Origin of the sequence: Pseudomonas sp. MD330_10, from assembly GCF_042610415.1 — a bacterium.
Taxonomy (GTDB): Bacteria; Pseudomonadota; Gammaproteobacteria; order Pseudomonadales; family Pseudomonadaceae; genus Aquipseudomonas; species Aquipseudomonas rhodesiae.
On sequence record NZ_JBHGZU010000154.1, the window covers coordinates 1 to 238 of the forward strand.

Annotated in this window: 1 pseudogene; it reads right to left on the minus strand. The window is 50.0% G+C overall.

What is annotated here, in order from left to right:
* Positions 1-238, minus strand: a pseudogene (locus ACFZPT_RS27005) (carbamoyl-phosphate synthase small subunit); the annotation flags it as partial.

Genomic DNA, 238 nt, shown 5'->3' on the forward strand with positions numbered 1-238 from the left:
TCGAGCAGCATGCGCAGGATGTGGTATTTGACGCCGTAGTAGTATGCGACCACGTGATAAGTCTAATCGGCAGAATCGATTGTAGCTTGGCTATCTGTCTTCAAATCCCAGACAGTGGATCGCCATTCGTACTTATCTTTGACGCTGACAACTTTCGCCAGGTCATTGCCCTTCAGGCCTGGTAAGCATTGTGCAGCGGCGATAGCCGCCTCTTCTGTAATATTGTCTCCGACCATGA